The 26,652-nt window shown below is 33.0% G+C and carries 18 protein-coding genes; 15 read left to right on the top strand and 3 right to left on the bottom strand.

The window, feature by feature from the left end:
* Window positions 1-12: 12 nt before the first annotated feature.
* Entirely contained in the window at window positions 13-1,041 is a 1,029-nt protein-coding gene (locus OIU80_RS12700) for a LacI family DNA-binding transcriptional regulator (protein WP_264287380.1), read from the bottom strand.
* A gap of 268 nt (window positions 1,042-1,309) precedes the next feature.
* On the opposite strand from OIU80_RS12700, the gene OIU80_RS12705 reads away from it, so the two are divergent.
* From OIU80_RS12705 to OIU80_RS12770, 14 genes are all read left to right on the top strand, one after another.
* Window positions 1,310-2,767, top strand: a complete 1,458-nt coding sequence (locus OIU80_RS12705; RefSeq protein WP_264287381.1) for a glycoside hydrolase family 28 protein — start codon at window positions 1,310-1,312, stop codon at window positions 2,765-2,767.
* Window positions 2,768-2,803: 36 nt separating this feature from the next.
* Window positions 2,804-6,013, top strand: coding sequence for a SusC/RagA family TonB-linked outer membrane protein (locus OIU80_RS12710; protein WP_264287382.1), 3,210 nt, complete (start codon window positions 2,804-2,806; stop codon window positions 6,011-6,013).
* Window positions 6,014-6,031: 18 nt separating this feature from the next.
* On the top strand, window positions 6,032-7,843 hold the full coding sequence (locus tag OIU80_RS12715; protein WP_264287383.1) for a RagB/SusD family nutrient uptake outer membrane protein: 1,812 nt from the start codon (window positions 6,032-6,034) through the stop codon (window positions 7,841-7,843).
* A gap of 205 nt (window positions 7,844-8,048) precedes the next feature.
* Window positions 8,049-9,605, top strand: a complete 1,557-nt coding sequence (locus OIU80_RS12720) for a DUF5123 domain-containing protein (protein WP_264287384.1) — start codon at window positions 8,049-8,051, stop codon at window positions 9,603-9,605.
* 762 nt (window positions 9,606-10,367) lie between these two features.
* Entirely contained in the window at window positions 10,368-13,463 is a 3,096-nt protein-coding gene (locus tag OIU80_RS12725) for a SusC/RagA family TonB-linked outer membrane protein (protein ID WP_264287385.1), read from the top strand.
* 11 nt (window positions 13,464-13,474) lie between these two features.
* Window positions 13,475-15,130 carry a RagB/SusD family nutrient uptake outer membrane protein gene (locus OIU80_RS12730; RefSeq protein WP_264287386.1) on the top strand — a complete coding sequence of 552 codons (1,656 nt, stop codon included), beginning with the start codon at window positions 13,475-13,477 and terminating at the stop codon, window positions 15,128-15,130.
* 335 nt (window positions 15,131-15,465) lie between these two features.
* A complete protein-coding gene (locus OIU80_RS12735; RefSeq protein ID WP_264287387.1) occupies window positions 15,466-16,404 on the top strand; it encodes an alpha/beta hydrolase in 939 nt (312 codons plus the stop codon).
* A gap of 11 nt (window positions 16,405-16,415) precedes the next feature.
* Window positions 16,416-17,384 carry a DUF4861 domain-containing protein gene (locus OIU80_RS12740; RefSeq protein ID WP_264287388.1) on the top strand — a complete coding sequence of 323 codons (969 nt, stop codon included), beginning with the start codon at window positions 16,416-16,418 and terminating at the stop codon, window positions 17,382-17,384.
* Between the two features lie 333 nt (window positions 17,385-17,717).
* On the top strand, window positions 17,718-18,848 hold the full coding sequence (locus OIU80_RS12745) for a glycoside hydrolase family 88/105 protein (protein ID WP_264287389.1): 1,131 nt from the start codon (window positions 17,718-17,720) through the stop codon (window positions 18,846-18,848).
* 21 nt (window positions 18,849-18,869) lie between these two features.
* Entirely contained in the window at window positions 18,870-20,093 is a 1,224-nt protein-coding gene (locus tag OIU80_RS12750) for a glycoside hydrolase family 88/105 protein (RefSeq protein ID WP_264287390.1), read from the top strand.
* Between the two features lie 6 nt (window positions 20,094-20,099).
* On the top strand, window positions 20,100-21,218 hold the full coding sequence (gene pelA / locus OIU80_RS12755) for a pectate lyase (protein ID WP_264287391.1): 1,119 nt from the start codon (window positions 20,100-20,102) through the stop codon (window positions 21,216-21,218).
* Between the two features lie 56 nt (window positions 21,219-21,274).
* Window positions 21,275-22,099: a pectinesterase family protein gene (locus OIU80_RS12760; protein ID WP_264287430.1), complete on the top strand. Its 825-nt coding sequence runs from the start codon at window positions 21,275-21,277 to the stop codon at window positions 22,097-22,099.
* 348 nt (window positions 22,100-22,447) lie between these two features.
* Window positions 22,448-23,809, top strand: coding sequence for a glycoside hydrolase family 28 protein (locus tag OIU80_RS12765; RefSeq protein WP_264287392.1), 1,362 nt, complete (start codon window positions 22,448-22,450; stop codon window positions 23,807-23,809).
* Between the two features lie 201 nt (window positions 23,810-24,010).
* On the top strand, window positions 24,011-24,769 hold the full coding sequence (locus OIU80_RS12770; RefSeq protein WP_264287393.1) for a rhamnogalacturonan acetylesterase: 759 nt from the start codon (window positions 24,011-24,013) through the stop codon (window positions 24,767-24,769).
* Here OIU80_RS12770 and OIU80_RS12775 read toward each other — a convergent pair.
* Together OIU80_RS12775 and OIU80_RS12780 are read right to left on the bottom strand one after the other, a co-directional pair.
* Window positions 24,766-25,452 carry a VIT1/CCC1 transporter family protein gene (locus OIU80_RS12775; protein WP_264287394.1) on the bottom strand — a complete coding sequence of 229 codons (687 nt, stop codon included), beginning with the start codon at window positions 25,450-25,452 and terminating at the stop codon, window positions 24,766-24,768. The genes OIU80_RS12770 and OIU80_RS12775 overlap by 4 nt on opposite strands.
* A gap of 6 nt (window positions 25,453-25,458) precedes the next feature.
* Window positions 25,459-25,863 carry a hypothetical protein gene (locus OIU80_RS12780; RefSeq protein WP_264287395.1) on the bottom strand — a complete coding sequence of 135 codons (405 nt, stop codon included), beginning with the start codon at window positions 25,861-25,863 and terminating at the stop codon, window positions 25,459-25,461.
* Window positions 25,864-26,195: 332 nt separating this feature from the next.
* On the opposite strand from OIU80_RS12780, the gene OIU80_RS12785 reads away from it, so the two are divergent.
* Window positions 26,196-26,648, top strand: a complete 453-nt coding sequence (locus OIU80_RS12785) for an Hsp20/alpha crystallin family protein (RefSeq protein WP_264287396.1) — start codon at window positions 26,196-26,198, stop codon at window positions 26,646-26,648.
* The last annotated feature ends 4 nt before the right edge of the window (window positions 26,649-26,652 follow it).

Raw genomic sequence — 26,652 nt, forward strand, 5'->3', positions numbered from 1 at the left:
ACAGTAAAAAACCTAAGAGGTAGTTCTTGCAGATGATTTACGAATGTGTAATTCAGGCTTCAGGACTACCTTTTTTTCTATCATTATTTTATCCGTTTTCTCCATTTGTTCTAAGAAAACACGAGCCGACATTTTTCCCATTTCCAGTGGAGATTGATCAACAGAAGTAATAGATAGTTCCATGAATTTAGTAAACGGTTCGTTACTAAATCCAGCAACACAAAAATCGGCAGGAATATTAATTTCTCTAGCTTTCAATTCCTGAATAGCACCCAAGGCTGCAAAATCACTCGAAGAAAATATAGCATCTGGAGGCGTATCGTATTGCATTAAAATATTTAAAGCTTCTTTACCTGCATCAACACTACTTTTGGATTGAATAACATATTTTTCATCAAATGTTAATCCACTGTCTAACAGAGCTTGTTTGTAACCAAGAAACCTATTTTTGAAAATTTCCAGCGATTGATCACCAGAAAAATGAGCAATGCTTTTGCATCCTTGATTAATCAAATGTTTGGTAGTTTCGTATCCACCTTTAAAGTCATCAATAGTTACAGAACTTACTCCACTGATGTCTTTTTTTCTATCAAAAAATATTAATGGAACGTTATTATTGACGATATTTCTAAAAGCAGCATCATTTTCGTTGCTAACATCTGTAACCGACATTAAAATACCATCTACTTGAGCATCAAGCAAAGTATGTAGATTTTCGTTTTCTCTTTTTGGATCTTCATGAGTTTGACAAATAATAACCTGAAAACCATGCGGATGCAGTTCTTCTTCAATACCTCTAATCACCGAAGCAAAAAAGTTACTATCAATACGAGGAACTATAACACCTATATTATTGCTTCTTCCACTTTGAAGAGCTAATGCAAGTCTGTTTTGCTTATAGTTCATAGCAGCCGCAGTTTCTATTACTAACTTACGTGTGCTTTCTTTTATCTTCGGATTATTATTTAACGCTCTAGATACTGTAGCAGCTGTGATATTTAATCTTTTTGCAATATCGTAGATAGTTATTTTCTCGCTCATGCTGTAGTAGTTTATTTATTAATGCGTTACAAAAATAAGAATTTTTTATCATAAACAACTTGTTGTTGTTATCGATTACTTTATTTCTTTGGCAACTGTTAGTAAATGGATGTTATAACAATAAATTGTTAGTTTTTTTACACTAAATATAATTTTTTTTGTGATTAAAAATTAAATATATAATTTTTATCTAAATATATTTGGCGCATTCAAAGTAATTATATATTTTCGTGTAATCGATTACATTTAAATGTTTAATTATTTCAAAATGAATTTTAAAAAACATACCACAATGCTTATAAACAAATCAGTACTAGCGAATACTAAATATATTTATATAGTAATTACAGCTTTATTTTTATCGTGTCTGACTTCTTCAAAATTACAAGCTCAAAAAAATCCTTGGAAGGAAATGGAAGAAATAATTAAAAAAATTCCTACTACAAAGTTTCCTGATAAAAATTTTAACATAAATGAATATGGCGCAGTAGCCGACGGAGTTACTGATAATACACAGGCGTTTAAAAAAGCCATTGAAGCTTGTGTAGCAAGTGGTGGCGGGAAAGTAGTAGTTCCAAACGGAAAATACCTTACAGGAGCGATACATTTAGATAGCAATGTGAATTTATTTTTAGAGGATAATGCAGAGATTTTATTTAGCACAAATCCTAAAGATTATCCGATAGTTCATACTTCGTTTGAAGGTACAGAAATGATGAATTATTCTCCTTTTATATACGCATACAATAAGACAAATGTTGCAGTTACTGGAAAAGGAACGCTTAATGGGCAGTCTAGTATTAAAAATTGGTGGACATGGGCAGGTAAAGGATACGGATGGGAAAAAGGAATGCCTAGTCAAAACGACCCGCTTAATCGTCCGACTTTGGTCGAAATGGGAGAAATAGGAACACCAGTATCTGAAAGAATTTTTGGAGAAGGACATTATATACGTCCAAATTTCTTAGAGTTCTTTGAATGTAATACCGTTTTAGTAAAAGATGTAAAAATCATCGATGTGCCTTCGTGGGTTATTCACCCAATGAAATCAAGAGATGTAATTGTTGATGGAGTAACTATTATAAGTCACGGTCCTAATAATGATGGTTGTGATCCAGAATATTCTCAAAATGTAATTATTAGAAATTGCACTTTTAATACCGGAGATGATTGTATTGCAATAAAATCGGGACGTGATGGTGATGGAAGAAGAGTTGGGATTCCGAGTAAAAACATTATTGTACAAAACTGCAAAATGATCGATGGTCATGGAGGAGTTGTAATGGGAAGTGAAATATCTGCGGGTGTAAGCAATGTTTTTGTAGAAAATTGCATTATGGATAGCCCAAATCTTGATAGAGCTATTCGAATCAAAACCAATTCGAAAAGAGGCGGACTTACTGAAAATGTTTATGTGAGGAATATTGAAGTTGGAACTGTCGCAGAATCAGTTTTAAGAATAACTATGTTTTACGATATCTACGGTAGTCAGGTTGGGAATTTTATTCCAGCAATAAGAAACATAAATCTAGAAAATATTAAAGTGAAAAACGGAGGGAAATTTGGAATCTTAGCTGATGGATATGAAGAATCTCCTATAGAAAATATAACACTAACCAATGTTATAATCGAAAAAGTTGGAGCTCCATATTCGCTTAAACATGTAAAGAATTTAAAATTTAATAATACCTATATCAATGGTACTAAAATGAAAAGCATAAAATAAAAACCTTAACAAACCTTAACTATTAAAACCAAATTTATGAACAATAACCATTTATTAAAAAAAGGTACAAGAAGTTATTTTGTCTGGACCTTTTTTCTGATAATTTTCATGAGCAATCAAATATCTGCTCAGAATGTCACAGTAGAAGGTACCGTAAAAGACGCAGCGGGGTTAACCCTACCGGGTGTAAATGTATTAGAAAAAGGGACAAAAAATGGTGTTTCTACTGACTTTGACGGACATTTTAAAATAAAACTTACCAACCCAAAAGCAATATTGACTTTTTCGTTTATTGGGTTTAAAACCAAAGAAGCTTCTGTTGCAGGAAAAAATAAAATAGAGATTGTATTAAATGAAGATGCTAATGCATTAAATGAAGTTGTTGTTGTAGGATATGGTACAGTTAAAAAAGGGGATTTAACAGGTGCAGTTTCTACTTTATCAGGTAATGATGTGAGAAAAACACCTATTGCCAACGTTGCCGAAGCTCTGACAGGACGTATAGCTGGGGTTCAGGTAATATCTTCAGAAGGCTCACCAGATTCAGAAATTAAAATTAGAATTCGTGGTGGTGGGTCATTAACTCAGGATAGTTCACCATTAATAATAGTAGATGGATTTCCAGTTAATAGTATGAATGATGTTTCTTCATCAGATATTGAAACTATTACAACTTTAAAAGACGCTTCATCTACAGCTATATATGGATCAAGAGGAGCAAATGGGGTTATTATTATAACTACTAAAGGAGGTAAAGAAGGAAAAATAGCAGTGAATGTAAATATGTTCTACGGTATGAAAAAGATGGCTAATGAAATAGATGTTCTAGAGCCAGAAGATTTCGTAAAGTGGCAATATGAATATGCTTTGCTTGCAAAAGGCAATGCCGATTCGTATGAAAAATATTTTGGATCATGGCAAGATTATGATATTTATAAAGGGGTAAAAGGAGATAATTGGCAAAAACAAATTTATGGACGTACAGGAGAAGTACAGAGTCGTGATTTAGGAATACGCGGTGGTTCGGATAAAATAAATTTCAATTTTAATTATGCGCACTATGATGAAAAAGCGATAATGTTAGGTTCAGATTTTAAAAGAGATAATTTATCACTTGCATTAAAAAGTAAAGCGAGTGACAAAATTGACCTAGCCTTTACGATGCGTTATTCTAATACAGAAATAAACGGAGGAGGAGCTAATGAGCAAAATGAAGTTTCGTCAAATGATTCCAGATTAAAACACGCTGTGGGGTATTCGCCACTTCCAATGCCAGGTTTAACCACAGATGATACAGATGAAGCGGTGTCAGGATATCTTGTAAATCCTTTTGTAGCTGTAGCGGATAATGATCGCGAACAGCTTAGAAAAAACTTCAATATGTTAGGGAGCTTTTCATGGAAGTTAACAGACAAATTGGTGTTTAAAACAGATTTAGGATTAGATAATTATAACTATTTAGATAATCGTTTCTACGGACGATCAACGTATTATGTTGCAAACAAGCCTGCAGCCACTTTGCAAGGAATGCCTGCACTTACAATGACAGATCGCAAAGATGTTCGTTTTAGAAATGCAAATACGCTTAATTATGATTTTAAAAAATCATTAGGAGAAAATCATAATTTAAAAATACTAGTAGGAGAAGAGTCGATAAATTATCAAAGAAATGATGTGAATACTGTATTGCAAGGTTTTCCAAAGTTTTTTGATTTTGAGCAAGCAAAAAAACTAACATCACAGGCTAAACCTTTCTCAGTAGATAATTATTATTTTGCAGATGATAAATTACTTTCATTTTTTGGACGTATAAATTATGATTATAAAGACCGTTACCTTTTTACGGCAACGTACCGTGCTGATGGATCAAGTAAGTTTGCAAAAGGAAATAAATGGGGATATTTCCCAGCGGCGGCAGTAGCTTGGAAGATATCAGAAGAAAGCTTCTTGAAAGAAGTATCTTGGGTAAACTCACTTAAACTTAGATTGAGTTATGGAGAAGCTGGAAATAATAATATTCCAACAGGACAAACAGTACAAAGTTTAGAATCAACCACATCATCTTGGATAAATGGTTCAGATAGTTATTGGGCAGCACCTAATATATTAACTAATCCAGACTTAAAGTGGGAAACTACAGTAACACAAAATTTAGGACTAGATTTTGACTTTTTTAAGAGTCGCATAAATGGTTCTTTTGAAGTTTATAAAAATGTAACACAAGATCTTTTAATAAACTTCCTTATACCGGGATCAGGTTATGCAAGTCAATACAGAAATATGGGAGAGACTCAAAATACAGGTTTTGAGGCTACATTAAATGTTACAGCCATACAAAAAAAAGATTACGGTTTAAATTTCTCTTTTAATATCGGTGTAAACAAAAATCGTATAAATTCACTTGGAGTAATGGATAGTTTTAATCCATCGAGTACATGGAATTCAGCTATAGATGGAGATTATTTAGTAAAAGTTGGACAGCCAATAGGTACGATGTATGGTTTTAAGAATGATGGCCGTTATGAGGTATCTGATTTTGATTATGATGGAACAAAATATACTTTAAAAGCAGGAATTACTAATAGTTCAGGAATTGTAGGAACGGTACAGCCGGGAACTATGAAACTAAAGGATTTAAATGGAGATGGAGTTGTTACAGTAGCAGATCGTGCAATAATTGGTGATTCAAATCCAAAATTCAGTGGAGGTTTTGTAATCAATGGTAATGCCTATGGTTTTGATCTTTCGGCTTCATTTAACTATAGTGTAGGTAATGATGTTTATAATGCAAATAAAGTTGAGTTTACAACTTCTACACCAAACGGGCAATATAGAAATTTAAGTACAGATATGGCTGATGGAGCCAGATGGACAAATTTAAATCCTTCTACAGGACAATTAGTAACTGATCCGACTGAATTAGCAGCACTTAATGCTAACACAACTATGTGGTCACCATATATGAATCGTTATGTTTTTAATGATTGGGCAGTTGAAGATGGTTCATTTTTAAGACTTAATACACTTACATTAGGATATACATCTCCAAGTTCACTTATTTCAGCATTGGGAGTTTCAAAATTAAGATTTTACCTTACTGCTACTAATGTTTTTCTGCTTACAAACTATTCAGGACCAGATCCAGAGGTTTCAACAAGAAGAAAAACACCACTAACTCCGGGTGTAGATTATTCAGCATATCCGCGTAGCAGACAATTGGTTTTTGGTTTAAACCTTAATTTTTAATTTAACACCTATCAAAAAATGAAACATAAAATAATAATAGCAGGATTGATTTTAGCAAGTCTTTTTAGTGCTTGTCAGGAATTTTCAGAAGAAGGTTTGGATGCTCCTGGAAAATCGACATTAGAAGAAGCAGAAGTTTTTTCTAATGAAGGATTAACCAAAAGTGCTGTAGATGGAATTAAAATACCGTTTGCTGATACTAATGGACATAGAGGTCGTTTTCTTCCTTTTTATGGATTTAATACAGATGTTGAATGGTATAATGCTTCGGAGTCAACGTCAGATGACAAACCGGGTTTAAGTACTTACGATGCTAAACCTAATAACGGACAAATGAATGTTGCATTAACAGATGGAGGAGGAGGTAATCCATGGACATCAATGTACACTGGAATTGAACGTGCTAATATGTGCATACGCGGAATTCGTAAATATGCTGATCCAAAGCCAGGAACTGAATTCGGATATTTATTAGGAGAGGCTTTAACATTGCGCGCTGTTTATTACGCTGATTTAGTTAAGGCACATGGAGATATACCAGCTCGTTTTGAGCCTGTAAATAGCGAGACGATATATTTAGCAAAATCAAATCGTGATGTAATTTACAAGCAGATTATTCAGGATTTGGGAGAAGCAGCTACGTTAGTGCCATGGCCAAATGAAAGCCCAGCGACTAGTAGTGTTGAACGAATTAATAAGGCTTTTGTAAAAGGATTGCGTGCTCGTTTGGCATTGGTTGCTAGCGGATTCCAGCAATATCCAGATGGTGTGCGCAGAAGTAATGATGCAGAGCTTTCAGTTGACAAAATGTATAAACTAGCATTAGATGAATCACGTTCGGTAATCCTGAGCGGAAAAGCGAATTTAGAACCTTCATTTGAAACTTTCTGGAGAAAATACAACGAAGAGAATATTGCTGCAGGAGGAGAGTCGCTTTGGGAAATTCCTTTTTCAGATGGTAGAGGAAGAATGCTGTATAGCTTTGCTGTTAAACACACAGATAGCGATCAGTTTCATAAAAACGGAGCTAACCGCGGAGGTACTGCGGGACCACTTCCTTTTATTTTTTATGATTACGATAAATCAGATACCCGAAGAGATGTTACTTGTGTTCCTTACATATATGGTAAGCCAGTAAATGGGATTGCTAAACAAGAATTAGCAGCATTAAATAAATGGTGTTTTGGGAAGTACCGCTACGAATGGATGAAACGTTTGGTTACTTCGACTAATGATGATGGTGTAAATAAAATTTACATGCGCTATGCCGAAGTACTTTTAATTGCTGCTGAAGCGGCAAATGAATTAGAAGGTCCAGCAGCAGCAGCTCCATATTTAAAAGAGGTGCGCAGAAGAGCTTTTGCAGCCGCAGATCATGCTCAGAAAGTAGATAATTATGTAAATAATTTAGGTGGTAAAACAGCAATGTTTAATGCTATTGTAGATGAGAATAAATATGAATTTACAGGAGAAATGGAACGCAAACAAGCACTTATTCGTTGGAACTTACTTAAAGTAAAATTAGATGAAGCCAAGCAAAAAATGTTCGATTTGCAAAAACGTACACAAGAGTATGCCGATGTACCTACCACCTTGTATTATAAATATAAAGCAGATAATGTTAGTTTAGATATTTATGGATTAAATCGTGGAGAAAACGTAAATCCAGGAGCAGATTACACCTCTTTTGCATGGAATGTACTTACAGATAGCAAGATAAATTCTATTTATAAAGTAGGAATCGATCCAAATACAAGACAATTTTGGCCAATATGGCAAATGATTATTGATGGAAGTAATAGCAAGTTGTTCAATGATTATGGCTATTAAAATAGTAATTAAATAACTGGAGAATAATTAAACGTTTTATCATTTTAATTTTAGATTTTCTCGCAAAGCCATAAAAAACATAAAGCTAAAATTAAGCGCCTTTGCGCCTTTGCGAGAATTTATAGTTGCTGAATTCTTATTAAGATAAATAAAACAACGTATTTTTTATTAATTAGGCCCAATGGGGTATAAATTATTTATGTTTATGAAATTAAAATATATACTAAAAGGATTAATAGCCACTTTGTTACTTGCGTTAGCAATTTCTAGTTGTGAAAGTTACAATGAAGGATTACTTGATGGAATAGGGGCAACCAGAGAATTCTCTCCTATAGGAATTAGCGCAACAGTTAGAAATCAAACTGCAGTTGAGTTAAATTGGACAGTAAACGAAAGTGCAGATCATTATGTTGTAGAATTCAGTGCAGATGATCCAGACTTTAAGACTATTTATAAAACAGTTAAAGTTAGTCCAACGGAATTGCCTATTCGAGTACAATTAGAAGGAGAAACTGTTTACTCTGTACGATTAAAAGCTATAAGCAAAACGGGGTTAGAAGACTCTAAATGGACAATTGGAAAAGTAACAACATTATCGGAGCAAATTTTCTTAGCAACTCAAGATGGTGATGTAGAAGCAAATAAAGTAACCTTGAGATGGGGGGCTAATAGTAACGTAACGCAAATTATTGTTAACCCAGGGGCGATTAAGCACGATATCACTGCGGATGAAAAGGCAAAAGGGATAGCAGTCGTTGAAGGATTAAAAGGAGAAACACTATATACAGCAGAATTGTTTAATGGTTCTAAAAAAAGAGGATATTTTACTTTTACAACAGGAATTGATATAGGAACAGGAATCTTGGTAAAACCAGAAGATGATTTAAGTGTTAAAATAGCCGATGCAGCACCCGGAGCAGTATTAGTATTGATGCCAGGAGATTATACTGTTTTTAAAGGTACAATAGCAATAAATAAGCCAATCACAATTAGAGGTTTGTACAGTTTTAAAAAACCATTGCTGCATGTTAATTTCAATCTTAATAATGGATCTTCAATGCTAAGTTTAATAGATTTAGATTTAAATGGAGATAAAATACTTTCAGATGTTGTTAAGTATAATGAAGCAAATGTTAGTTATGGACCGCTTTTAATAAGTGGATGTGTTATTCATGATTTTGCAAAGGCATTAATTTATTCAAGTCTTGCAAATACAAAAGTTACTTCTGCAATAGTAGAGAACTCAATTATATCAAATGTATTGACAGCTAATGGTGATTTTATTGATTTTAGAATTGCTCATATTGGTCAAATCACGTTAAAAAATAGTACGTTTAATAACTGTGCATCAGGGCGTGATTTTATCCGTATAGATAATGCAGCTGGATTAACAGCGACAGGTTTAACAACCAATATATTAATTGATGGCTGTACGATTTACAATAAGTCTATGACAGCTTCAAATAGAATTTTATATATACGTTTTGTTAGCAATGCATCAACTATTCGTAATACATTGTTTGTACAAACAGCAGCAATCTATGCAAATCAAGCAGCCACAGTCGCTCCGACGTTTGTAAATAATAATTACTTCAATTCAGGAGCTCTTTTTGCTACAGCAGCAACTCCAATAAAATTTGATAATTCAGGTAGTTATACAACATTAGATCCTGTACTTGCAAACGCTGCAGAAGGTGATTTTACAGTTGGAAATCAGACATTAAAAGATAACAATATTGGAGACCCTAGATGGCTTAAATAGGCTTACTATATAATTTGGTTTAAGGAAAAGAGGTGTGCATTGCATGCCTCTTTTTTTTGTTTTCAGTTTCCAGTCTCAGTATTCAGTATTCAGTATTCAGTATTCAGTATTCAGTATTCAGTTTCAGTTTCAGTTTCAGTTTCAGTTTCAGTCTCAGTATTCAGTTTCGGTATTCAGTCTCAGTTTCAGTATTCAATATTGAATGGTTACAACTAAATGCTCCAAATCGCCTGTAAACTGCAACTGAATACTGAGACTAATAAAATAACAATCGATTACTTTAATTCAGGTATTTAAATATTATATAAATCATTATAGTAATAAATTACCAGTTTTTTTATACTTATTATAATTTTATTCTTATATATAAATCAAATACACAATTTTTATATAAATTAATTTGGCTCGTTCAAAGTAATTTTATACTTTCGTGTAATCGATTACATAATTATTGTTTTTTAATTTTGAAAAGAACATGATCGACTTAGATGATTGTAAATAAGTTTATAACGTCTTAAAGGGTTGCCGTTTTAATGTGATTATAATGTTAGTTTTTTCATATAGAAAAATAGGTTCATAATGTTTCTGAAACCGATCCACGGAATAAGAGGGATTAATCGCAAGAAAAGCAGATTAGGTTTATTTACTAAAGAATATTAAAAGCATAAATTTTATTAATAGCTATCAATATAAATGATAATAAGTAGAATCAATTATGAACTAAAAAATACTATCAATTAACCAAACCATTAAAACCAAACTATGAACATTAAGCAATTATTAAAGAAAAAAATAAAATACAATCTTGTATTTCTGTTTTTCCTGAATTTTCTGTTGAGCAACACAATAAATGCTCAATCGACAGTAATAGAAGGAAAAATTACTGATGCCGCTGGATTATCTCTGCCAGGAGTGAATATTCTAGAAAAAGGAACTAAAAACGGAACTTCGACAGATTTTGAAGGGAGTTTTAAAATAAATGTAATAAACAGCAAAGCTATCTTAGTATTTAGTTATCTGGGGTTCCAGACCCAAGAAGTTAGTGTTGCAGGAAAATCCAGAATTAATATAAGCCTTATTGAAGATACAAATTCGCTGAAAGAGGTTGTAGTAGTAGGATATGGAACTGTTAAGAAATCAGATCTTACTGGATCTGTAGGTACATTGGATGCTAAAACTTTGACAGAGAGAAACACAACAAGTGTTATGGAATCCATACAAGGAAACGTAGCTGGTGTTCAGATTAGTGCATCAACAGGACGTGTTGGAGATCCATTCGCAATTGCAATTCGTGGAAAAAGCACTATGAGTGGTGATGCTGCACCGTTATTTATAGTTGATGGTGTTCCTACAGATGGAATTGATTTCCTGAATCCACAGGATATTGCTAGGATAGATATCTTAAAAGATGCATCATCTACAGCTATTTACGGATCTCGAGGAACAAACGGAGTTGTTATTGTTACCACCAAAAGCGGTAGTAATATAAAATCGAGTATGACAGTTTCTTTTGATTCTTATATTGGAGGAAAAGAAGTTGCGAGATTACCAGATATGATGGATGGGCAAAAATGGTGGCTATATCATCAATCGGCATACTTGCCTACAGCAAAGAAAGATCCAATTACAGGAACAGTTACAGCAGCAACTTTGGACGCTACAGTAATTGGACCAGAAAACTCATTATTGGCTACAAGAATTGCAAATAATGATACTTTTAATTGGTATAACGCAGTATTAAAACCAGGTTTGCAACAAAACAATTATTTGTCTATTGCCGGACGTTCAGATGGAGGTTTGTCTTATACAATAGGATTAGGATTGCAAAATGAGACTGGGAATATTCAAAATGAATCATTAGATAAATACAATTTTAAAGTTGGATTAACCCATAAAATAAATGATAAATTTACTGTAGGAGTAAATTTGAATGTTGCAAGAACAGAACAAGAATTAGGTAGTGCGCTTGCTATGCAAGAAGCATTTAGATTAAGCCCGTTTTACAAACCTTATGATGAAAATGGAAATTTAATTGCGCTTCCTGGTAAGCCAACAAACGCTGCAGGAGCTTTTTTAATCAATAAAACAAGTACTTACAATCCATTGTTGGAAATTGATAACACAACCAATGAAATCAAAAGTTGGAATGGTGTAGGTAATTTATTTGTAGAATATAAACCAGTTTCATGGCTGAGTCTTAAATCGACATATTCTGCGGGATTAAACCAGACAAAACAAGGACAGGCATGGGGAGCTTTGACAAATACAGGAGTTGCAAATAGAAATTTACCATCGGCAAGCTTACTAGAAACTGAAAGGTTTAACTATACATGGGATAATCAGTTTACAATAAATTATAAATTAAATAAAGATCACGCTTTTACGATTTTAGGACTTCAAAGTTTGTATTCCAATACCTATAATACGATGTCTGCTAGTTCTAGCGATCAGCCTTTTGATGTAGGATATCATAATTTAGGAACAGGAAAACAATCTACTTTTCTTTTAGGCTCATCATATGATAAATTTACCATGTCATCTTATGCCGTACGTATAAATTATAGTTATAAAGATCGTTATTTATTGACTTTATCAGATAGATGGGATGGATCATCAAAGTTTGCTGAAGGTAGTAAATGGGGATCATTTCCATCGGCTGCTCTTGCATGGAGAGTTATCGAAGAAGGTTTTATGAAAAATCAAAAAGTAGTTTCGGATTTAAAAGCCAGAGTAAGTTACGGTTTCACAGGAAATAATAAAGTAGCTTCTTATTCAACGCTTAATAAATTAGAGCAACAAACTTATTACGATTTTAACGGTACCGCTGCAAATGGTTTTGTACAAGGTTCGCCTAGTAATAAAGATTTGGGTTGGGAAAAAATGAGAGAGTTAAACGTTGGACTGGATTTTGGATTTTTGAACAATAGAATTACTGGTAGTGTAGATGTGTATGACAGACTTTCTACAGATTTATTACTGCAACAAAAAACAGCAACAGAAAACGGTTATGCAAAAACTTATCCTAACAATATTGGTTCTGTAAGTAATAAAGGAATCGAAGCTATGCTAACAACCAAAATCATTAATACAGACTTCGTAAAATGGGAAACAACCTTCATATTTTCTAAAAATAAGAACAAAATTGTATCTATTTATGATAAAGAAAATGACGATGTTGGAAACAACTTGTTTATCGGACAATCTATCGATGCAATTTACAACTATAAGTTTATTGGTATATGGCAAGCAAATCAAAAAGCAGAGGCTGCATCGTACGGACAATCTGAAGGACAAGCAAGAGTAGAGGATTTGAACGGTGATGGAAAAATAACTACAGCAGACAGGCAGATCTTAGGACATTCTAATCCAGACTGGACAGGAAGTATTACTTCTAAATTAACAGTTGGAAATTTTGACTTGGCAGCTTCAGTAATTACTAGCCAAGGGGTTTATGTAAATAGCCCATTTCACGCCAACTTTACAAATACCGATGACAGAGGGCGTCAAAAATTAGATATCAACTGGTATATTCCTGCAAACGATGCTGGTCTTCCTGCTCAGGTTTCTAATGAATATCCAATGGCAAAAAATGAAGGGACATATTGGAACGCCAATGGAGTTGGTTATTATAGAGATGCATCATTTGTTAAAATTAAAAATATAGCATTAGGATACACATTTAACAAAAGCGTGATCGAAAAATTTAAAATGAAATACCTTCGTTTTTATGTAAATGTTTTAAATCCATTTGTATTTACTCATTATGATGGATATGATCCAGAGTGGGCAGCAGCAGGTCTGGGGATTGGTCGTGTATCATCAATTACCTATCAAATGGGTATGAGTATTAAATTTTAAAAAACAGCAAAATGAAAAAAATAATAGTAAGCTTATCAATAGCATTATTAACACTTAGTTCTTGTAGTGATTATATAGAAGAAGAAAACCTTTCTTATGCCGAAAATACAGAATACCTTAAGGCATCAGGCTTTGAATCTCTAATCAATGCAAATTATTCTCAATTAAGAGAAATATACGGTGGAGAGCCATGGCTGTTTGTTGCCGGTACCGATTTATATGCAGAAGGTAGAAATACCGAGCCAATAGGAGTAAGCCAATACACGCAGTTAACGTCTTCATCACCAAATGTAGATTATCTTTATAAGGAGTGTTATAAAGCAATTCAAAGAGCAAATACAGCAATTTATTATAGCGCATTAACAGAGAAAACGGCAACTTTAAATTCTCGTATTGGAGAAATAAAATTTCTAAGAGCAAATGCCTATTTTTTATTAGTACAAACCTATGGAGGTGTAACTTTGGATACCGAATATCATTTATCTCCGGTAGTTTCTTTTAATAGAAATTCAGCCGAAGAAGTATATACTTTTATAATTAAAGAACTAGAAGAATCTTTATCATTATTACCGACTGGTGCTTACACTGGGCGAGTGACAAAAAGAGCATCACAAGATTTATTGGCAAAAGTATATTTAACAAGAGCATACGAAAAGTTTGGTGCCGCAGGCGATTTTGCAACAGCGGCCAAATATGCAGATGATGCAATTGCAGGAGAAACCCTAACACTTACTTACGCTGCTTTATGGTTACCAACTAAGGTAGCTGCAGATATAAATAAGGAAACAATCTTTTCGGCTCAGTTTAGTGCAGCTTCTAATACTTCGCCAGCACAAACCACAGGAGGATTACCAGGAACTCAAATTACAGGTAATGGGCAGGCAAGTTATTTCAGTTCTTATTTAGGAGGTTCAGAGGTATCAGGTAAAGCACCTTATCGAACTTACAATTTATTACCAACAGATTATGCAATCGGATTATATGAAAAAGGAGATACCCGTTGGGAAGGAACTTTTATGACGCAAACCTATACCAGATATTACGATTATTATGATGTAGCTAATAAAACAGGATTAGCTGTAACACATTTTTATGTGCCTAAATGGATGACCGATGCAGAGTTAGCAACTTATAAACTGGCAAATCCTAAAACTACCATTCACTTATACGGAACTTATGGTGCTGCCAAAGGTTTAAGTAGTGATTATCAAACAATACCAGTGCGTAAATTTGATGATCCGATAGCGCCATTTGCAACAAGTGCAACAAGCCCAAGAACAAGTACGCGTGACTTTGTAATTTCTAGATTGGGAGAAACATATTTAGTTGCAGCAGAAGCTTATTTACATACAAATCCTAGTACAGGATTGGACAGACTTAATGAAGTAAGAAGAAGGGCAGGAGTGGCAAATGCAACCGCAGGACAATTTACGATAGATTATATTCTTGACGAAAGAGCTAGAGAAATGTTAGGAGAGTACACACGTTGGTTTGATTTGAAACGTACAGGGAAATTAATCGAAAGAGCATCACTTTACAATTACAATATTAAAGCAAGTAATTTTGACGGAGCAAATGGTGAAAAGAAAATTTTAAGACCAATTCCACAAGAAGCTTTGGATTTGAACCAGAATAAATCATACCCACAAAATCCAGCTTATAATTAGGCAATAAAAAGTGGTGTGTAATTAATATAACATATAGAAACATAGATTTTGTACTCTAAAAAAAGGATTTTAACTTGTTAAAGTACAGATAGTTAGCTATATAAGGTAAAAACATTTCTTTTTGTATTCTTTATTTATGCATAAAATTTATGTTTCGATGTGTTAAAAAAATGAATTGTATCCGAACGTTAAACAATATAAAATTGGGTATATCAAATCGAATGATTACAGTATTCAATTTTATTATTTTTAGTTTTTTTGAATTAGATTAGAAGCTTGATGAACCTTCAGGCTTCTAATTCTATATTAAATCACGACGCGAAATAACACATGAGATGAAAAAGATATTTTTGCTTGTTTTCGTTTTATTTATGAATGGTATTAAATCACAAATTCCATATCGTATTGATACGTCGTACACTGTAAAAAGTACTTATACGAAGTTAATAAAGCATTATCCATTTATAACAATTGCACAAGCAAAAAAGAGTAAAGAGGTTAATGCCATTTATGATATCGTTTACAATCAAGAGAAAAACAGAGCATTACATTTAGATGCTTTTATTGATAAAAAGCAAAAAATAAACCCAGCTGTAATAATGATACATGGCGGGGGGTGGAAATCAGGAAATAAAAGTCAAATGCAAGTTTTAGGACAAGAAATAGCTTCAAAAGGATATTCTTGTTTTGCAATAGAATACAGATTATCGCTTGAAGCAAAATATCCACAGGCAATTTATGATGTCAAAAATGCGATAAAATTTATAAAAGATAATGCAAACAGATTCCATGTAGATCCAAACAAAATAGCTATTTTAGGATGTTCTTCGGGAGGTCAAATAGCCGCTTTGATTGGTACAACAAATAACGATCTGGCTCTACGGGATACTTTAAATAAAAGTAAATCAACGGCTACAGTAAATGCAATTATCGATATAGATGGAATTCTAGCTTTTAAACATCCAGAATCAGAAGAAGGAGAAATGGCAGCATTTTGGTTAAATGGAACCTATGAAGAAAACCCGAAGAATTGGGAAAACGCTTCGGCGGTAACACATACCAATAAAAACACGCCACCAATACTATTCATCAATAGTAGCTTCGGTCGATTTCATGCAGGAAGAGATGATATGATAGCCATTTTAAATCAAAATAAGATATATAACGAGGTGAAAACAATTCAAAACTCACCCCATTCATTTTGGTTTTTTAATCCATGGTTTGAAGAAACAGTACAATACACAACGCAATTTTTAGCTACACTATTTAAATAAATTAGAATAAAATGAAAACAGTAATTACATTATCAGCAGCATTAATTTTAGGATTTTCGAGTTGTAAAGCGCAAAATAAATATGACATAAAAACAGCCAAAACCTATGCCGAAATATCAGTTAAAACCGATGGAAAATGGGAAGGGCGCAAGTATATTGGAGGAACTGTATTTAAGAATGTAGATAAATTAAAATTAGCACCAGAACATACCGATCATTCATTTGATATTCGCTACGAAGGACCAGGATGGGAAAGTAATAGAATCGGGTATCGTTTATATTTAGATTGGAGAAATGCTATTGATATTTTTGGAAAAAAAACAGCAGCGATAATTTTACCACAAGTAGGTCAGGATAATTTTGACTCCTATCATGAAATGAGCGATTGGGGAGCAGATATTTTAAAAGCAGGAAAAGGAATCGGAATCGGTTCAATAGATCGTTATTTAGATGGGAAAAAATTACATTTTTATGAAGTAGATTCAACTCTAGCTTATGTAGAGAATAAGGTAAATGAATCTAAAGTAAAAGTGGATTATTTTGGATGGAAAACAGCTTCAGATAAAATTGATTTTACATCAGAATTAACCATTAAACCGGACCAATTATATACGCAGCATACAATTAAGACTTCAAAAGAAATTCAAGGTATTTGTACAGGGATAGTAAAACAGAAAAATACAGAATTACTTAAAAAAGAAAGCAAAAATAAAAAGTGGGCATACCTTGCTACTTATGGAACACAATCGTTAGTTCCAGATAAATTAGGAATGGCAATTTTTTATGAAACCAGTACAATCGAAAATATAGCCGATACCGATTTAGATTATTTATTGGTTTTTAAACCAACGACAAAATCCACCTCATTTTATTTCTTAGGTGCTTGGGAACAAGAAAAAGATGGTATTAAAACAAAAGAAGAATTTATAAAATACCTTGACGAAAGATTAGAAGTATTAAATAAAAAAGGCAAAATGTAATTTTTATTTAGTAGCCACAGATTCTACAGATTAAAATAATTTTGTTTTACGCAGATTTTGCATATTTAATTAAATATCAATTATGGAAAATTATCTGTGCGTATCTACTTAAATCTTTTAAGAATCAGCGTGAAAGGAAAAAAGCTAATAATCAAAAAGATTAAAAATAAATCTGCTTAATCTGCAAAATCGGCGAGAAAAAATATATTTATAAAGAGTCATAGTTAATCAGAGGCAAAAAAATAACAAAGGTGCATGTTCAAATATGTTTTTATAAAGGTAAACCATCCCAATTGGCTAATTGTTTTTCTTCTGCTTAGCAGTAGTTTAATAATGGGACAAAATAAATATGTTGTTGAAAAAGAGTTAAAATGGTCTGAAAAGACTGCGCTTTCAATTATAAACAAATACCCAAAAGCATGGCAGATTGATGGAACCGAAAAGCCAAAGTGGGATTACAAAACTGGATTTGCATTACTCGCTTTTGAAAAATTATATCAAAAGACTCAAAATCCCAAGTATCTGGATTATGTAAAAGAATATGCAAATGAATTAATTGATAGTTCAGGAAACATTAGCGGTTATGATGCAAGAGAAAATAATATTGATTATATCAATCCAGGCAAAATCCTTTTTGAATTATACGATTTAACCAAAGAAGAACGCTATCATAAAGCATTGGTGCTTTTGAGAAATCAAATCGAAAATCAACCCAGAACGGCAAGCGGAGGATTTTGGCACAAGCAAATTTATCCCAATCAAATGTGGCTTGATGGATTGTATATGGCAGAACCTTTTTATGCACGATACACGGTTGAATATGAAAAAGGTAAAAGGCTAGATGATATTGCCAAACAATTTGAGTTAGTCCAAAATCATTTTAGGGATAAAAAAACAGGATTATTATATCACGCTTGGGGCGAAAGTAAACAAATAGCTTGGGCAAATCCAGAAACAGGGACATCGCCAACAATTTGGTCACGAGGAATGGGTTGGTATATGATGGCGCTAGTAGATGCATTAGATTATTATCCAAATAATCACCCGAAGCAAAAAGAATTGGTTTCGTATTTAAATAAATTAGCCAAAGCGTTATTAGCTTATAAAGACAAATCGGGATTATGGTTTCAGGTAACAGATAAACCAGCATTAAAAGATAATTATCTAGAACCATCAGGATCAGCAATGCTTATTTATGCTTTTGCAAAAGGAGTAAATAAAGGATATTTACCTTCGGAATATAAAGCGATTGCCAAAAAATCATTTGACGGATTTATAAAAGAGTTCGTTAGATTTGGAGAAAATGGAGAATTAAATATAATCAATGTTTCATCAAATGTAGGTTTAGGAGGAAAACCATTTAGAGATGGATCAAATGAATATTACATTAACGGAAAAAAGAAAGATAACAGTTCTATAGCATTAACAGCATTTATGATGAGTGCATTAGAGTTGGATAAATAAAAACATAAAGTATATTTTAAAATGAAAAATACAATAAAACGAAATTATTTTGGATCAATAGCATTGGTTTGCGCAATGACATTAATGAGTTGTAAAACTATTTCACAAGAACCAGTAAAAACAGCTGTAGTTATTTCTAAAGATTTAAAATGGTCAGAAAGAATGGCTTTATCAATCATGAAACGTCATCCAGAGTCCTATATGATCGATGATGTAAAAGAACCAAAATGGGATTATGTGCATGGTTTAGTATTAACATCTTTTGAAGAATTATATAAAAAGACAGGAGATATTAAATATTACAACTATATAAAAAAGTATGTAGATGATTTGGTACAAGAAGATGGAAGTATTAAAAGTTATAAATTTGAGACCTTTAATATAGACATGGTAACTGCTGGACGTTTATTGTTTAATTTGTATGATACAACAAAAGATCAAAAATATTTAAAAGCATTAGAACTTTTAAGAAAACAAATAAAAGAACAGCCAAGAACAGCAAGTGGCGGATTCTGGCATAAAAAAATATATCCAGATCAGATGTGGTTGGACGGATTGTATATGGGAGAACCATTTTATGCACAATATACTACTCAGTTTGAAAAAGGAGCAGAGTTAAATGATATTGCAAAACAGTTTGAACTAATTCAAAAGAATGATTTAGATAAAAAAACGGGGCTACTTTTTCATGCTTGGGATGAAAGTAAAAAAATGCCATGGGCAAATCCAGAAACAGGAACATCACCAAATTTCTGGTCGCGTTCATTAGGTTGGTATGCAATGGCATTGGTTGATGTGTTGGATTATTTTCCAAAAGATCACCCAAAGCAAAAAGAACTAGTTACTTATTTAAATCAATTAGCAGAAGCATTGGTAAAATTTCAAGATAAAAAAACAGGACTTTGGTATCAGGTAACTGATATGGGAGATAAAAAAGGAAACTATCTGGAATCATCAGGATCATCAATGTTTATTTATGCATTCGCAAAAGGAGCAAACAAAGGCTATTTGCCAAAAAAATATAAAGACATCGCAAATAAATCTTTTGACGGACTAACTAAACAATTGGTAAAAGTAGATGCCGATGGAGAAATTACGATAACTCAGGCATGTGCAGTTGCAGGATTAGGAGGGAAACCATACAGAGATGGCTCGTATGACTATTACATAAACGAAAGAAAAAAAGATAACGATCCTAAAGTAACAGGCCCATTTATCTTGGCAGCATTAGAATTAAATAGATAAATAGAAATGAAACATATTAAATTCATAGTATTAAATCTAATCACATTATTAGTTTGTAGCACAATGCTGCAAGCACAAAATAATTATAAAAACTGGAGCGATATTATTCGAAAGAGTGATGTGGCTTGGTTTGCAACGCCCGAAGCTCAAGTGATAGCAGAGAATGTGCTATTATATCAACGTAATATTGGCGGTTGGCCAAAGAACATTGAAATGCAGAAACCGCTTTCAGATACAGAAAGGCAAAATTTAATAGCATTAAAAAGCGATCAACATGATATTACAACCGACAATGGAGCCACATATCAGGAAATGCTTTTTCTGGCAAAAATATACAAACAAAAACCAGATGAAAAGTATAAAAAAGCCTTCCTTTTAGGATTAGATTATTTACTGGAAGCACAATATGATAATGGAGGTTGGCCACAATTTTATCCTTTAAAAAAAGGGTATTATACACATATTACTTACAATGATGATTCGATGTTTCATATCCTATCGATACTAAAACAAATTGCAGAAACTTCAGATTATTATGGTATTCCTATTCCACAAGATTATGTTATAAAAGCCAAAGTAGCTTTTGATAAAGGAATAACTTGTATTGTAAAAACACAATACAAACAAAATGGAGTTTTAACAGCTTGGTGCGCGCAACATGATGAAAATACTTTGGCTCCAGCCAAAGCGAGAGCTTATGAATTGCCTTCTTTAAGTGGAAAAGAATCTGCTAAAATTGTGTTGTTATTAATGACAATCGATAATCCATCTCCTGAGGTAATTACAGCAGTTAAAAGTGCTTACGCATGGTTTGAAAAAACTAAAATTACTAATCTTGAGGAAAAACGTATGCTAAATGATGCAGGAAAAGTAATAGATAAAAAAATGATTGCAACTACAAATGCTTTGCCTATTTGGGCAAGATTTATGGAGCTTGACAATAACGAACCATTCTTTAGCGATAGAGACGGAGTTAAAAAGAAATCGCTAGACGAAATAGGAGCAGAGCGCAAAAATGGTTACGCTTGGTACACCGATGAGCCAAAAGAGGTTTTAAAAAAATATCCAAGTTGGGAAAAAAAATACGCTTTTGAAAAAAGCGAAAAAAAAAAGTTGAAAACGTAAATACAATTACCGTAACCCAAGATGGATCAGGAGATTTTAAGCTAATTCAGGACGCGATAAATGCTACAAAAGCATTTCCTGATGAAAGAGTAACGATATATATTAAAAATGGAACCTATTATGAAAAAATTAGAATTCCAGAATTTAATGACTGTATTTCGTTAATTGGCGAAAGCAAAGAAAAGACGATAATTACCTACGATGATTATTTTGGGAAAATGAATTTAGGCAGAAATAGTACTTTTTACACCTACACAATGCTAGTAGAAGGAAATGATTTTTCGGCTACTAATTTAACAATTCAAAATGCATCAGGAGATATAGGGCAAGCAGTAGCTTTATCGATTATGGGAGACAGAGCCTATGTCTTTAATTGTAATATATTAGGAAACCAAGATACATTATATGCTTCAGGAAATAACTCAAGGCAATATTTTAAAGATTGTTATATAGAAGGAACAACCGATTTTATCTTTGGAAAAGCCACAGTTTTATTCGAGAATTGCCAAATTCATAGCCTTAAGAATTCATATATAACAGCAGCATCAACACCAGAAGGCACAGCGTTTGGGTTTGTATTTAAAAACTGTACGCTTACAGCTGATAAAAATGTAACACAAGTTTACTTAGGAAGGCCATGGCGTATTTATGCTAAAACTGTTTTTATAGAATGCAAAATGGGAAATCATATCTTACCACAAGGTTGGGAAAATTGGTCAAAACCAGAAGTCGAGAAAACAGCCTTTTATGCAGAGTATAAGTGCAACGGTGAAGGATATAAACCAAAAGAAAGAGTTTCATGGTCACATCAGTTAACCAAAAAAGAAGCAAAAAAATATACGGTTGAGAATATTCTTTTTAAGGATCAGAGGTTCTTTTAAAGGTTCAAAGGTTCTGAGGTTCAAAGGTTCTGAGGTTCAGAGGTTCAAAGGTTCTGAGGTTCAAAGGTTCAAAGGTTCTGAGGTTCTGAGGTTCTGAGGTTCTGAGGTTCAGAGGTTCAGAGGTTCAAAGGCACAAAGGCACAAAGGTTTGAAGGCACAAAGGCTTCCTGTAGAGGCGCACCGCAGTTCGTCTACGTGATATAGGTTCTTTTAAAGGTTCAGAGGTTCAAAGGCACAAAGGTTTCCTGTAGAGGCGCACCGTAGTGTGTCTACGTAATATAGTTTTTTTAGGTACAAAGGTTCTCAGCAACTAAGGACTAAAAATATAACATTCAAGCAGTCTAAAAAATGAAATACAGCTTTCCTTTAGTTCTATTAATAACATTAAATTGTTTTGGACAAACGGTTGACTTTCCAACAAACAAAGTCGATTCAATCGTAAACAGAATCAAGTTACCAATAATTCCTTCATATCAAATAAATGTTGTTACGCTTGGAGCGAAAGGAGATTCCGTGAGTGATAGTAAACCAGCTTTTGATAAAGCAATGGCAATGTGCAAGAAAAATAAAGGAGGAACAATACTAGTTCCCAAAGGTGTATACAAGCTCAACGGCCCAATACATTTTGTTAGCAATGTAAAAATAGTAATAGAAAAAGATGCTAAAATAAAATTTAGTGATAATCCAAATCATTATCTGCCAATGGTACTTACAAGTTGGGAGGGAACGATGTTATATAATTACAGTCCGCTAGTGTATGCATATAATTGTACAAATATTGCTATAACAGGCGAAGGAACAATTGATGGCGAAGGAGGAAAAATATGGAAAAGTTTTAAAGCAAAAGAAGGAGCAGGGAAAAAATTAAGTCGTGAAATGAACCATAATAAAGTGCCATTAAAAAATCGAAAATTTGGAGAAGGCTATTTTTTAAGACCACAAATGATTCAGTTTTTTAATTGTAAAAATATTTTAGTAGAGAAAATAAGAATCGAAAATTCCCCTTTTTGGTGTTTACATTTATTAAAATCAGAAAGTATAACAGTTAGAGATTTAACTTATAAATCATTAAATCATAACAACGATGGAATTGATCCAGAGTATGCAAAAGATGTTTTAATAGAGCGAATTACATTTAACAACGGTGATGATAATATAGCAATCAAAGCAGGAAGAGATCACGAAGGAAGAGCAAATAGTGCTACGCCAAGTGAAAACATTGTGATTAGAAATTGTAATTTTAAAGGACTTCACGGAGTAGTTCTAGGAAGCGAAATGTCGGCAGGAATTAAAAACGTATATGTAGAGAATTGTAAAACTGTTGGGTACTTAAAAAGAGGAATTTATTTAAAAACAAATGCAGACAGAGGTGGTTATATAAAAGATATTTTTGTTCAAAATATTCAGTTAGATGAAGTAGAAGATTGTCTTTATATTACGGCTAATTATCATGGAGAAGGAAAGGGGTTTCCATCAGAAATATCAAATGTTTCATTCTCAAATATCACATGTAATAAAGTAACAGGAACAGGAATCGTTATTCAGGGATTCCCAGAGAAAAAAGTTAAAAATATCTCTTTGGATAACATTGAAATAAAATCAGCTAAGAATGCAATTTCCAATAGCAATGCCGAAAATGTCACTATGAATGAGGTTTATATAGGAGAAAAAGCAACAGTACCTACGGCGGTATCTCTAGGGAAGCTTTAAGGGTTTGAGGTTCAAAGGTTCTTTTTTAAGGTTCAAAGTTGCAGAGGCACAAAGGCACAAAGGTTCAAAGGTTTCCTGTAGAGGCGCACCGCAGTGCGTCTACGTAATATAGTTTTTTTTAGGAACAAAGGGGGCAAAAGCCTAAGAAGTCTAAAAATCTGAAATTCTAAGAAGTCTAAAAAAAATAAAGAAGTCTAAAAAATGAAATATTATCTATTAATTATATTGTTAGTTACACTTAACATTACAGCACAAAAAACAACTTTATATAGCATTGGAGATTCTACAATGGCAAATAAAAAAGACTCAGAACGAAATCCAGAACACGGTTGGTGTCAAGTATTGCAATCTTTCTTTAGTGAGAATATTGTAGTTGATAATAGAGCAGTTAACGGACGAAGTACAAAAAGTTTTATAGCCGAAAAACGATGGGATTCTGTATATAAATCTCTTAAGAAAGGAGATTATGTTTTTATTCAGTTTGGACATAATGATGAAAAAATAACCGATTCTTTAAGATATACTAATCCGCATACAGCATATCGTCATAATTTAATTCGTTTTATAACCGAAAGCAGGGGAAAAGGAGCAATTCCGATATTGTTTTCATCGATTGCCAGAAGAAATTTTAATGAACAAGGCGTTTTAATAAGTACACATGGGGATTATCCGTTAGAAACTAGATTGGTTGCTCAGGAATTAAAAGTACCATTTATTGACCTGGAGTATTATACCGAATTACTAGAGCAATCGTATGGCCCTGAGCAGTCCAAAAAACTACATTTGCATTATAAAAAAGGGGAGATACCGTTTTATCCGGAAGGCAAAGATGACGATACTCATCTTTCATTATTAGGAGCAACAGAAATTGCTAAATTAGCAGTCAAACAAATTAAAACTTCGGATAATCGCTTACTTAAAAAACTTAAAAGTGAAATTAGGTATAAATTTGATAATTAAATATTTACTCCAAATACATAACCTACTAGAGCAGATACGCCCATTGCAAAAGTACCCCAAATAGAAATTCTCACCACTGCTTTGATAGTGCTAGAACCTCCAACTTTGGCGGCTAACGCTCCAGAAAGAACAAGGAATATTATAGCAAAAGCATACTGCGATATAACAATATTTTTAAGAGGGGCAAAGATAGAAACGAGCAGCGGTAAAACTCCCCCAATAATAAATGATGCAGCAGATGCAAAAGCAGCTTGGAGAGGTTTAGCCTGAGTAATTTCGTTAATGCCCAATTCATCTCTGGCATGAGATTCTAATGCATTATGAGCAGTTAATTGAATTGCTACTTCTTTGGCAAGTTCAGGAGTTAATCCTCTCTTTTCATAAATCTCAGATAGCTCTAAAAGTTCTAATTCAGGCATAGTTTCTAAAGCTATGCGTTCTCTATCCAGATCAGCAGTTTCAATATCAGATTGGGAACTTACCGAAACATATTCACCAGCAGCCATAGATAAGGCGCCAGCTACTAAACCAGCTATAGTTGCCAAAATGATAGGTTCACGAGTAGTACTCGCAGCAGCGATACCAATGGCTAAACTAGTAGTTGACAAAATACCATCGTTAGCACCAAGTACAGCTGCACGAACCCAGCCGCTTCGGTTTATATAGTGCTGTTCCTTTTCCATAACATTTTAATTACTTTTTGGAAGGGTTTTGATAAATTCTTCCTGAACTTTTTGGACACCGCCAAAACTATCTTTTAAAGCACTTTTTACTTGTAAATGCGTCTTATTGCTAAAAGCTTTTTTCCAATCATTTAAGTCATAAATATGGATTTCTTTTGCGTAAATATTTGTAGCAAAGGTAATTCTAGATATAGAATATTTATATGATTTTAGTTCATGCGATACCTGTCGGTTAGGTACAATGATGAGTATTGTTTCCCATTGTAAGTAATCTTTAGGAATATCTTTACGTTTATTTAGACCGATAGCATCAAAAAAAAGCTTTATTTTTTCATCATTAAGCTTATTTATTTTCTTGTCTATTGCAGAGAGTTCCTTCCTTAATAAGGCTTCATTTTCAATAGTACTCATGGTTATAATTTTATAATTCAATTAATAAAATTAATATTAAAAATTGGCAAAGCGCCAGCTAAGGTGGTTAGACTGGTTCTAAATTTTATAAGAAGATTATTTTGCTTTATTTGATATTATTTTACGAAACGGTTATCAGTTAAAAACAGTGTTTTTGTGACTTTTTGTCAGTTATAATAGCTTATTGTTGTTTTTTTAATGTCAATAATTCATTTTTTTAAGGCTAAATTCATTTTTTAATGATTTGGTATTTATTTTGTAATAAACAGGATGTTGAACAAAATTTTTAATGATTATTAAATTAATGTATAACTATTAAAAACTAAATCATCATGTTAAGTATCAGAAAAAATGGAAATAATTCACAATCATTCCCATCATTGTTAGATGATATTTTTGGTCGTGAACTTTTTAACTGGGAAAACAGTAATTTTTCGGCTACAAGTACAACAGTGCCATCAATAAATATTAAAGAAACAGCCGAAAATTTCGAGGTAGAACTTGCTGCCCCAGGAATGGATAAAAATGATTTTAAGGTTACTCTTGACGATAATTTATTAACGATATCATCTGCTAAAAAGGATGAAAAAGAAACAGTTGAGGATAACTTTACTCGTCGAGAATTTAGTTATCAATCATTTCAACGAAGTTTTGAATTACCAAACAACGTTGTAGATGAAGAAAATATAAAAGCGCATTACGATAACGGACTTTTACAGCTTGTTATTCCTAAAAAAGAAGAAGCAAAGGAAAATAAAGCTCCGCGAGTAATTGAAATTAGTTAATTCT

Source organism: Flavobacterium frigoritolerans, assembly GCF_025847275.1.
In the GTDB taxonomy this organism is placed as follows: domain Bacteria; phylum Bacteroidota; class Bacteroidia; order Flavobacteriales; family Flavobacteriaceae; genus Flavobacterium; species Flavobacterium frigoritolerans.

Bases quoted from the DNA above. Each gene is read 5' to 3' on its own strand.
- OIU80_RS12700 (WP_264287380.1), bottom strand. From the start codon at position 1,041: ATGAGCGAGAAAATAACTATCTACGATATTGCAAAAAGATTAAATATC.
- OIU80_RS12705 (WP_264287381.1), top strand. From the start codon at position 1,310: ATGAATTTTAAAAAACATACCACAATGCTTATAAACAAATCAGTACTA.
- OIU80_RS12710 (WP_264287382.1), top strand. From the start codon at position 2,804: ATGAACAATAACCATTTATTAAAAAAAGGTACAAGAAGTTATTTTGTC.
- OIU80_RS12715 (WP_264287383.1), top strand. From the start codon at position 6,032: ATGAAACATAAAATAATAATAGCAGGATTGATTTTAGCAAGTCTTTTT.
- OIU80_RS12720 (WP_264287384.1), top strand. From the start codon at position 8,049: ATGAAATTAAAATATATACTAAAAGGATTAATAGCCACTTTGTTACTT.
- OIU80_RS12725 (WP_264287385.1), top strand. From the start codon at position 10,368: ATGAACATTAAGCAATTATTAAAGAAAAAAATAAAATACAATCTTGTA.
- OIU80_RS12730 (WP_264287386.1), top strand. From the start codon at position 13,475: ATGAAAAAAATAATAGTAAGCTTATCAATAGCATTATTAACACTTAGT.
- OIU80_RS12735 (WP_264287387.1), top strand. From the start codon at position 15,466: ATGAAAAAGATATTTTTGCTTGTTTTCGTTTTATTTATGAATGGTATT.
- OIU80_RS12740 (WP_264287388.1), top strand. From the start codon at position 16,416: ATGAAAACAGTAATTACATTATCAGCAGCATTAATTTTAGGATTTTCG.
- OIU80_RS12745 (WP_264287389.1), top strand. From the start codon at position 17,718: ATGGGACAAAATAAATATGTTGTTGAAAAAGAGTTAAAATGGTCTGAA.
- OIU80_RS12750 (WP_264287390.1), top strand. From the start codon at position 18,870: ATGAAAAATACAATAAAACGAAATTATTTTGGATCAATAGCATTGGTT.
- pelA (WP_264287391.1), top strand. From the start codon at position 20,100: ATGAAACATATTAAATTCATAGTATTAAATCTAATCACATTATTAGTT.
- OIU80_RS12765 (WP_264287392.1), top strand. From the start codon at position 22,448: ATGAAATACAGCTTTCCTTTAGTTCTATTAATAACATTAAATTGTTTT.
- OIU80_RS12770 (WP_264287393.1), top strand. From the start codon at position 24,011: ATGAAATATTATCTATTAATTATATTGTTAGTTACACTTAACATTACA.
- OIU80_RS12775 (WP_264287394.1), bottom strand. From the start codon at position 25,452: ATGGAAAAGGAACAGCACTATATAAACCGAAGCGGCTGGGTTCGTGCA.
- OIU80_RS12780 (WP_264287395.1), bottom strand. From the start codon at position 25,863: ATGAGTACTATTGAAAATGAAGCCTTATTAAGGAAGGAACTCTCTGCA.
- OIU80_RS12785 (WP_264287396.1), top strand. From the start codon at position 26,196: ATGTTAAGTATCAGAAAAAATGGAAATAATTCACAATCATTCCCATCA.